General features: G+C 43.0%; 8 protein-coding genes. 6 read left to right on the top strand and 2 right to left on the bottom strand.

Annotated features, from left to right (window positions below):
• Positions 1–66: 66 nt before the first annotated feature.
• The 5 genes from P5683_RS18560 (at position 67) to P5683_RS18540 (ending at position 4,995) form a co-directional block, all read left to right on the top strand.
• Entirely contained in the window at positions 67–1,137 is a 1,071-nt protein-coding gene (locus P5683_RS18560) for an RNA-guided endonuclease TnpB family protein (protein ID WP_315644977.1), read from the top strand.
• Between the two features lie 58 nt (positions 1,138–1,195).
• Positions 1,196–1,480, top strand: coding sequence for a hypothetical protein (locus P5683_RS18555; protein ID WP_006670227.1), 285 nt, complete (start codon positions 1,196–1,198; stop codon positions 1,478–1,480).
• Positions 1,481–1,550: 70 nt separating this feature from the next.
• A complete protein-coding gene (locus tag P5683_RS18550; protein WP_006670228.1) occupies positions 1,551–2,564 on the top strand; it encodes a GGDEF domain-containing protein in 1,014 nt (337 codons plus the stop codon).
• Between the two features lie 319 nt (positions 2,565–2,883).
• Positions 2,884–4,410 (top strand): ferredoxin:protochlorophyllide reductase (ATP-dependent) subunit B, encoded by a 1,527-nt coding sequence (gene bchB / locus P5683_RS18545; protein WP_315644976.1) that lies wholly within the window; start codon positions 2,884–2,886, stop codon positions 4,408–4,410.
• A 243-nt stretch (positions 4,411–4,653) separates the two neighbouring features.
• On the top strand, positions 4,654–4,995 hold the full coding sequence (locus tag P5683_RS18540) for a hypothetical protein (protein WP_193520755.1): 342 nt from the start codon (positions 4,654–4,656) through the stop codon (positions 4,993–4,995).
• Between the two features lie 58 nt (positions 4,996–5,053).
• Here the strand turns inward: P5683_RS18540 and P5683_RS18535 are convergent, their stop codons facing one another.
• On the bottom strand, positions 5,054–6,340 hold the full coding sequence (locus P5683_RS18535) for a tetratricopeptide repeat protein (protein ID WP_315641997.1): 1,287 nt from the start codon (positions 6,338–6,340) through the stop codon (positions 5,054–5,056).
• Between the two features lie 290 nt (positions 6,341–6,630).
• On the opposite strand from P5683_RS18535, the gene P5683_RS18530 reads away from it, so the two are divergent.
• Positions 6,631–7,104, top strand: a complete 474-nt coding sequence (locus P5683_RS18530; protein ID WP_006623285.1) for a VOC family protein — start codon at positions 6,631–6,633, stop codon at positions 7,102–7,104.
• A 174-nt stretch (positions 7,105–7,278) separates the two neighbouring features.
• Here the strand turns inward: P5683_RS18530 and P5683_RS18525 are convergent, their stop codons facing one another.
• Positions 7,279–9,018: an NFACT family protein gene (locus P5683_RS18525; protein WP_006623284.1), complete on the bottom strand. Its 1,740-nt coding sequence runs from the start codon at positions 9,016–9,018 to the stop codon at positions 7,279–7,281.
• Positions 9,019–9,446: the final 428 nt, after the last annotated feature.

Genomic DNA, 9,446 nt, shown 5'->3' with positions numbered 1-9,446 from the left:
GTTCGACCATAACCTTACAAAGCTTTCCGAACCAAACTAAAACTCAATGACCGTCAAGCCACCTTGATGGCCAAACACGCGGGTTATGCTCGGTTCGTGTTTAATTGGGGATTACACTTATGGAGGTCAGCTTATGAAGAGGGACTCAAGCCTAATATAAACTCCATTAAAAAGGTTTTTACTAATTATGTGAAACCTCAATATCCTTGGATGTCCGAATTGTCTTCTAAAGTTTATCAATATGCCTTCATTAATCTAGGGGATGCCTTTAAGCGCTTCTTCAAGGGAATAAGCAGTTATCCTAAATTTAAGAAGAAAGGCTACCATGATAGCTTTACCCTTGACAATTCCGGAAAGCCATTCAATCTGTCAGGAACTCGCCATAAGCTGCCTTTTGTGGGCTGGGTTTCTACATTTGAGGCTCTACCCGAAAGTTGGGTTAAGAAAGTCACTATAACGCGCCAAGCAGGTGACTGGTATATGAGCTTTTTCGTAGAAATCACACCAGAAATCACACCGAAATATCGAGAGAGAATCGGGGTTGACCTAGGAATTAACAATTTGGCGACTTGCTCCGATGGGACCCAATTCTCTAATCCCAAGGCTTATAAAGCAACGACCAAAAAACTAGCTCGATTACAACGTCATTTAAGTCGCAAAGTCAAAGGCTCGAAAAATTGGGCCAAATGTCTCTTAAAAGTTCAAAAGCTACATCAAAGAGTAGCAAACATTCGGCGGGACACGATTCATAAAATAACTACTTTCTTGGCTAAGAACCACAGCCAAGTCGTCATTGAAGATTTGAATGTGTCAGGTATGCTGAAAAATCATGGTTTGGCTGGTTCTATCGCTGATGCTTCATTTTATGAGTTCCGTCGTCAACTCGGTTACAAGGCAGAACGTTATGGTTCAAAGTTGATTATTGCCGATAGATTTTATCCATCCAGTCAACTTTGTTCTAATTGCGGTTATCGTCAAAAAATGCCCCTAGTCCGTCGGACTTTTGAATGTCAGAACTGTGACTTGAAGATTGATAGAGATTTGAACGCCAGTAGAAATTTAGAAAAATCGCCTGGTTCAGACGATTACACTTGTGGACGGGGTGCTGCCGACAGTCCCGGACGAAGCAAGAAATAAACATCAATATCCGGCTATGTCCGGTTTTGTTTAAGTTTTATAGAGCAGACGAGGCAAAATGTGGATCAAAATCAATGTAATTCTGATCGGGGTTTCCCTGATTTATATGATTACTCCTTTGGCGATCGCTATTCTGGCGATCGGGTTGGCTAATGTCTTGGGGTGTTCCGCAACTGGTATGGATTTTCAATGTCCAGGGAACCCCGGGTTAGGACAGTTACTAACCACTATGGGAATGCTACATTGGTTCGGTATGTTTACTATCCCTTCTGGAGCTATTATCGCTATCATCTTGACTGTGGCTTTGAGTTTACAAATGTTTTTACCCAGGGTTATCCGTTAAATTAATGGAGGTGAAATCACAGCTTTTAATGGATTAGGTCGCGAATCATCGTTAACCTTTATAATTTGTGATGATGGACCACCTTCATATAGAATCTACTCTCCAGGATTTAAGGCTTTATGATATCCGAACAGATATCAATCAGCCGGGAAATGTGCTGGCTAAAATTTTTGAAAATGATGGCAGTCTTCCCGGCGTTCTACTGTATAATTTTGATGAGTTCGTGGGGATAATTTCTCAGCGACAATTCTGGCGTACCCTCAGCCGTCCCTATGGGAGAGAACTATTTTTGACCCGTCCTCTGCGGTCTATGTACCGTTTTTTAAGGATTCAACCTTTAATCTTACCTGCTAATGTTTTAATTGCTGAAGCCGCTGGTGCAGCCTTAAATCGTTCGACAGAAGAACTATATGAGCCGTTAGTGGTACAGATTAATCATGGCTATTTTAGATTGTTAGATACCCAACAGTTACTGATGGCTCAATTATATGTTCACCAAGTATCAATTGAACTGTTAAAAAAGACAGAAGCACAGCTACAAGAAACCAACCTGGAACTGCAAATGTTGGTAAATCTTGATCAGCTTACCCAAATCTCTAACCGTCGGAGATTTGATGATTTTCTACAGGTAGAATGGGAGAGACATTATCGAGTCAGACTTCCCATATCTTTAATTATGTTGGATATCGATTACTTTAAATACTATAATGATTATTATGGACATCAAACCGGGGATGATTGCTTAAAAAATGTCGCCCAAATTATCAATCAAAATGTTGAGCAGTCTAATGCTTTAGTGGCTCGTTATGGGGGGGAAGAGTTCGCGGTAGTATTACCTGAAACTGATTTGGAAATAGCGGAGGCGATCGCTGAAAAAATCCGTCTAGCAGTCCAGGATAAACAACTCCCTCATATTCAGTCAAAAGTCTCTCCCTATGTATCTCTAAGTTTAGGTGTCAGTAGTCAAGTCCCCACTTATTTAACCTCCACTAAAACTCTAATTGCTGCTGCTGATGCTGCTCTTTATCAAGCCAAACAACTAGGGAGAAATCGGGTTTTTAGCTTCACGAGCGAATTAGTTTAATCACAAAGCAACCGTTAGGGAGCCAGATGGGGGATATATAGGTGATAGAGCATGAGAAATTTTACCCATTATTTTTTGTGGGATAATCTGGGTAATTTTGTCAAGGGAATTGCCGAAATCTTTACAAATCTCAACAATAAATATAAGAATCATTGCATCCCATCATCAAATGGTTATTTAAGTGGCAGACTGAATCACTAGAGCCTGAATGTATCGTCTAGGAAAATAGGTGTTTTTACTCGGTACTGTCGATAAATTGGCAGATTGAGACTATCACCAGAACCCGTGATCAGTAATTATAAATAAGGGAGAAAATTGTATGAAATTAGCCTACTGGATGTATGCAGGACCTGCTCATATTGGGACACTCCGCATTGCTAGTTCTTTTCAGAATGTACACGCAATTATGCACGCTCCTTTGGGGGATGATTACTTTAATGTAATGCGGTCTATGTTAGAACGGGAAAGGGACTACACCCCAGTAACAGCTAGTATCGTCGATCGCCACGTCTTGGCGCGCGGTTCCCAGGAAAAAGTCGTTGATAATATTGTTCGTAAAGATCGGGAAGAAAACCCAGATTTAATTGTTTTGACCCCTACCTGTACCTCTAGTATTCTGCAAGAAGACTTGGCGAATTTTGTAGAACGCGCTCAGTTGGACGCTCAAGGGGATGTGATGTTAGCAGATGTTAATCACTATCGGGTTAATGAACTACAGGCGGCCGATCGCACCTTACAACAAATTGTCCAATTCTATACTGAAAAAGCCCGAAAAAAAGGGGATTTACCGGAAGGAAAAACGGCGCAACCTTCGGTTAATATTCTGGGAATGTCTACCCTAGGTTTCCATAATCAACATGATTGTACTGAATTAAAACGGTTAATGGCAGATTTGGGAATTCAGGTAAATGAGGTAATCCCGGAAGGCGCATCAGTTCATAACCTCAAAAATCTGTCTCGCGCTTGGTTTAACTTAGTTCCCTATCGGGAATTGGGAATGATGACGGCTGAATATTTACAGGCTGAATTTGGAACGCCTTATGTTGATATAACTCCTATGGGGGTGGTAGAAACTGCGCGGTGTATCCGCCAAATTCAAGAGTTGATTAATGCTCAAGGTGCTGGTGTGGATTATGAAGAATATATCAATAATCAAACTCTGTATGTTTCCCAGGCGGCTTGGTTCTCTCGTTCGATTGATTGCCAGAATTTAACTGGTAAAAAAGCGGTGGTGTTTGGGGATAATACCCACGCGGCGGCTATGACTAAAATTCTGGCGCGGGAAATGGGTATTCATGTGGTTTTGGCTGGAACTTATTGTAAGTATGATGCGGACTGGTTTAAACAGCAAGTTAGCGAATACTGTGATCAGGTTTTAATTAGTGATGATCATGGTGCGATCGCTGATGCGATCGCTCGTCTTGAACCTGCTGCTATTTTTGGTACTCAAATGGAACGCCACGTTGGGAAGCGTTTAAATATCCCTTGTGGTGTCATTGCTGCGCCTATTCATATCCAAAATTTCCCCATTGGATATAAGCCATTTTTAGGCTATGAGGGAACTAATCAGATTGCTGATTTGGTGTATAATTCCTTTACCTTGGGTATGGAAGATCACCTGTTGGAAATCTTCGGTGGTCATGATACCAAGGAAGTGATTACTAAGGGAATTTCCGCTGATTCTGATTTGAGTTGGTCTAAAGATGCTCAGGCGGAATTAAATAAGGTTCCCGGTTTTGTGCGGGGTAAGGTCAAGCGCAACACGGAGAAATTCGCCCGCGATCGCGGTTTCCAAGAAATTACCTTAGAAGTCATGTATGCGGCTAAAGAGTCCGTTGGTGCTTAGTAATATATCAGCCAATTCCCCCTAGGTTACACTCCTCACCAGAAACCAATCTATTTAGTCTATGATTTTAGTCTACAATGGAGGTTGAGATACTGGTGGGGAATTTTCATGAGTTTTACGTGAGGGGTTGACCGGACGGAAAGCAACTCTCACCAACTCTCCGGGGTGAAAGACTCTTCCCCATTGGTATGAGGAAAATGCTAGACTAGCATTAACACAAATTAACCAAGGTCATGGAGAGTTATGAAAATTATAACACCATTGGTAGGATTGGCGCTAGTGTTATTGGGGATTTATTTTCTCGGTCAGAATATCATAGTCGCTACTAGGTTGTCACTCAATTTGTTCGGAAGTATGTCAACCGCTGGGAGTGTTTTGTTGATGGTTTCTGGTTTGGTGGCTTTGATCTCTTTTCCTAGGGAAACTGGAAATTTGGGTTGGATACTGCTATCGCTGGGAATTATCTTGGTATTTCTACACGCCAGAATTATACTGCGTCCTGGCAGTTTATTGACATTTTTGTTGTCTATAAGTTCAATTTTGGTGGGTTGTAATTTACTGAAAACCAGAACTACTAGATTTTGAGCGGGACAATTGATGACTTTTTCAAAGGGTATCAAATACTCTGCTAAGGGGGAATTATTTATCTAATTTGGCGGTTGATTTCATCAATTTTGGCGAGAAAATAATCCTCTTTGTGTTGGAGTTGTTGGGCGAGTTGTAAGGCTCTTTGAAAGGCTTGTAATGCTTGGGGATATGCTTGTTTTTGCCGATGGATTTCTCCTATACTATCATAGGTGTTCATCATGGAAAAAAAATTGAAGGAACGTTGATTAACCAGTAGTTTAGCTTGATATAATTCTAAGGCGGTTTCAGTTTGATTTTGTTCCATATAAAGTTGCGCTAATCGCGCGAGGGCGATACTAGCATTCTCAAATTGTTGGATATTTATGGCAAACTGATAGGCTTGTTGATAGGCTTGACCAGCTTGTTGGAATTGACCGAGTTGTTCATGGTTGGTGGCGATCGCTATTTTGAGGTCGGGAATCGGCCCTAAATTGGACTGTCCAAGATGATATTCAACCAGTTGCTCACGAGTGGCGATCGCTTCTAAAAATTCCCCCATTTGTTCATAAATAAATGCTAAATTTCGGAGAGATTGTAATCGCGAAGGTGGGGGGTTTCCGTTGGCTATGGGTGGTGGCGGCGGCGGTAGTTCTCCCCGTTGGCGCAGGTTTTCGATCTGTTGTTGAGTTCGCAGTAATTCTCGGTAAGCCGCCGCTGCTTGGGGATAGTCTAACCAGTTAAGATAAATCACAGCGATCGCATTTAACCATCCTTCTTTTTGCCAGATATTATCTTCTGCATAAATTTCTAACAGCCTCTGATAGGCTTGGATTCCATAATCTTTGGCGCGGACTGTTTGAAAGGCATTTCCTAGGGCTTCTAAAATAGTCTGATCGGGGCTGTTGAGGAGAATTTGATGGAGGCGATCCGTAATAAATTCCAAGTAGAGACGCTGACCATTTTCCCAGGAAATTAACCCGACTCTTTCTAGGGCGGCGATTTCTTCCAAAGGTCCGAAATAGCGACGTAAACGCAGTTCCCTAGTCCATAATTCAAAAGCAGCGATCGCATTTCCCGCCGCCAGGAGAGCCGTGGCTTCGGCGTTCAGGCGATCGAGTTCAGGGGCGAGGGTTTCTTGTTCACTTTCACTGAGGATATTTCCGTCTCTGGGGGGGTTAGGTAATAAAGGGTCAGGTTCTTGACTCAGCAGGGGGTTAGGCGCAAAGGGATCGAGAACTCCTAGATCTACTTCTTCGGACTGATTTTGGGCGGCGGCGGAAAGGGTGGGAAAATGGAATCCTACCCCTATTAACATTAAGGCGATCGCACTAATTTTAATGCTATTAAAAATTGGTCTTACCATAGAATATTTGTCAAGGGTCCAGTTGATGGGTTGAATATGATCCGCAATTATAGCAATTTTTCCCCATAGTGACAGAGGATAATCGTGGGGTGGTCAACCGGAATCCTCTAACTATTGGTCTTCTGCTGGTTTTTTGCCACTGATTTGGGCTGGCGTTTCGGGAATAAATATGCTATAATTACATCCCATTAATAATCAATCAAAAATTGAGAAAATCTCCCCAGATATCACCCCCGTTATCTACTAATTTAGCTAGAATGGATCAATAGCTATTTTGCGGAGTTTTCGCCATGCAGACTATCTCCAATCATAATCAAAAGTGCTTAACCGCTGGGATGCTACGTCGCGTCCATCATATCGCCTTAAATGTTGCTGATATCCGGGCTTCTCGTCAATTTTATGGCAAAGTCCTGGGACTCCATGAACTAACCGGGGATGAGGTTCCCAGCACCCTCAAATCATTAGTTGCAGCCGGAAAAGTAGCCAACTTTGTCACCGGAGATGGCACAGTGATTGATTTATTTTCGGAACCTAACCTACAACCTCCCCACCCTGACCCGACCCATGAGTTTACTGGGGCCAATCATTTGGCTTTTGATATTGATCCGACTCTCTTTGATACGGCTGTTGAGGCTTTACAGAATCATAATGTCGCGATCGCCAGAGGACCTATCAGCCGCCCCACAGGTCGCGGTATCTACTTGTATGACCCCGATGGATTTATGATAGAGATCCGTTGCGATCGCCTTCCCGGTCAGGCTTAATGAAAATGACCAGACTCCTGACGGGGACTGGTCACGCTAAATAAGGATACCGTTGTTGTTGTGATTTGAGGATACCCGAGCTGGGCGTTCCGCCTTCAGTAGCGGGTATAAATTCTCAAACCTCTCCATTGCATTGTAACAAAAAGCACAACATTTTTTAAAAAAATTAACTTTTTAGCCATCTAGCCCCAAAAGGGCGATCGCCTGTTGAGGTACACCCCATAAAACCTGTTCATTTTTATAGATAACCATTCCCGGTTTCGCCCCCTTGGGTTTATAAACATATTTCGGCTGGGTGTAAATGACGGGGACCTGTTCACTCTGACGCGCGCGGCTATAATAGGCCGTGATATTAGCCGTAAACTGCAAATCATTATCATCAGGAACCTGTCCCGCTGGTAGCCTTAATAAAGCATGGCTTCCAGGAATTTCCTGGGTATGAAACCATAAATCATAGTCCGTGGCTACCCGAAATGTGAGGCGATCGTTTTGTTGATTATTCCGACCTACTAATAACTCAAAACCACCAGGGGTTACATACCGATAAAATTCCGTTTCTGTTCCTAAGTTTTGGGGGCGATAGTCGGGAATTGTTAGATATCCTTCCTCGATTAATTCCCCTCGAATTTCTGTCAGGGTTTGCAAATCTCCCGGTTTTCTATAATTAGCAACTTGATATAGGGCTGCTTCTACTTGTTCCAGATAGTTGATTTCTTCCCGGACAGCTTCAATTAGTGGAGCGATCGCCATGCGGGCGCGTTTCATTTTCTGATGGCGTTTATAGAGACTTTGGGCATTTTGCACCGCATTTTTTTCCGGTTCTAGGGGAATTTTTACAGGTGCAGATGTTTCAAAATCAGCGAGGGTGATTGATTTCATTCCCGGCTGCCACTCATGTAAACTAGCCATTAATAAGTCCGCTTGACTACGATATAAATCCGCTTTTTCTGACTGTTGTAGGCGCTGGTTAAATTCCGCTAACTTTACCCCCAATTTCTTTAGGAGTGTCTGCAATTTTTGGCTGATTTGATGCTGTAATTGTCTGAACTCCTGACCGTTTAATTCCTGGGTGTAATACTCATTGAGAAGTTCCTGCACATTCGCCGGACTTTCCCCTATCTTTCCCCAACCCATGACGCTGTAACCTGTGGCTGTCCAAACCGGTTCAAATTTACCAGTTTCTAACGCTGTTAACCACTGTCGCCACTGCTGGAATAGTTTTTCCCATTCTTCATTGCTTAGACTGTCCGTAGTGCGATCGCTTTCCAAATTCGCCGCCGCCATTAAACCCACTGCTAAAGTCGAACTTAAACCTCGATAGCTTTTCATTAATTGTCGTTTCAGCAAATCGGGAATTAAACTAACTCTTTCTTGCCACTTTTCTAGGGGTTCTTCTAGCTTAGGAATGGGGTCAGTCAGACCGGGCGGTAATTCATAGCGATCGCCTGTTTGGATCGGACGCACACTAGACTGTTGAGAACTCACTTGGTGCGCCGCCGTCACAATTAAGTTATCTTTTCCCGTTAAAATAACATTGCTATATTTCGTCATTATTTCTACATACAAATGCCAGAGCGCCGCTTCTCCCGGACGCTTCGCAAATTGCAGGTCTAAAACCCTTTCCCAGGGCGCAACTTCCGCAATGTCTACTAAAGCCAAACCACTCAGTTGGTGTCGCAATTGGTCGCTAAATGTGAACGTATCAGCAACCCGTGGCGGCGGCGTAGAAATACAAATTCGTGCCGCTTGGGGATGCCAAGAAATGTCTAACCAGCCCCTACCCTTCAGCGTTCGTAGGGCGAGAGAAATAGTAAAGCGATCGCGCTGATACACCTGTTCAAGTCTTGCTGGTAACCAGTTAGACCGCAATTCACAACAAGACCCTATCAGCGTGGTATAATCTACGGGTTGCATCTTAACAGTTATTAGTCTTTAGATATTTTAGCAGTCTCAATAACAGGATTATTAATTTTGGCTTATATATGCCGCCACATTTTCCCATGATTTCATCATAAGTCAAGTTCCGGGATTTGTCAATAGTAAATCATCTCAATTAACTACTAACTTTTACTCTAGCAGATTTCTTAGACCAGCACATTCTCAAGCCCCCTCCCCCGGGAGGAGTTGGGGGTGATGGCTGTACCCCCCGTCAATGAAAACCCCCCCATTATTCCTGATGTATTTTATCAGGGTTGTGATCAGTTATTTACTTGATTAACGTAAATCCCCAAATTGCTCGCGATATTGATTTAATAATGCTGCCAATTCATCCGCCCGTTGTTTTTCCGCTTCCGCCCGTTGTTCAGCTTCTATTCTAGCCAAAGTAGCCTCTTGCAAAGCCT

The organism is Limnospira sp. PMC 1279.21, from assembly GCF_032349615.1.
GTDB lineage: Bacteria > Cyanobacteriota > Cyanobacteriia > Cyanobacteriales > Microcoleaceae > Limnospira > Limnospira fusiformis.
The sequence above is the reverse complement of the archived record's forward strand: the minus strand, read 5'-3'. Positions and strand labels throughout refer to the sequence as shown.

Bases quoted from the DNA above. Each gene is read 5' to 3' on its own strand.
- P5683_RS18560 (WP_315644977.1), top strand. From the start codon at position 67: ATGGCCAAACACGCGGGTTATGCTCGGTTCGTGTTTAATTGGGGATTA.
- P5683_RS18555 (WP_006670227.1), top strand. From the start codon at position 1,196: ATGTGGATCAAAATCAATGTAATTCTGATCGGGGTTTCCCTGATTTAT.
- P5683_RS18550 (WP_006670228.1), top strand. From the start codon at position 1,551: ATGATGGACCACCTTCATATAGAATCTACTCTCCAGGATTTAAGGCTT.
- bchB (WP_315644976.1), top strand. From the start codon at position 2,884: ATGAAATTAGCCTACTGGATGTATGCAGGACCTGCTCATATTGGGACA.
- P5683_RS18540 (WP_193520755.1), top strand. From the start codon at position 4,654: ATGAAAATTATAACACCATTGGTAGGATTGGCGCTAGTGTTATTGGGG.
- P5683_RS18535 (WP_315641997.1), bottom strand. From the start codon at position 6,340: ATGGTAAGACCAATTTTTAATAGCATTAAAATTAGTGCGATCGCCTTA.
- P5683_RS18530 (WP_006623285.1), top strand. From the start codon at position 6,631: ATGCAGACTATCTCCAATCATAATCAAAAGTGCTTAACCGCTGGGATG.
- P5683_RS18525 (WP_006623284.1), bottom strand. From the start codon at position 9,018: ATGCAACCCGTAGATTATACCACGCTGATAGGGTCTTGTTGTGAATTG.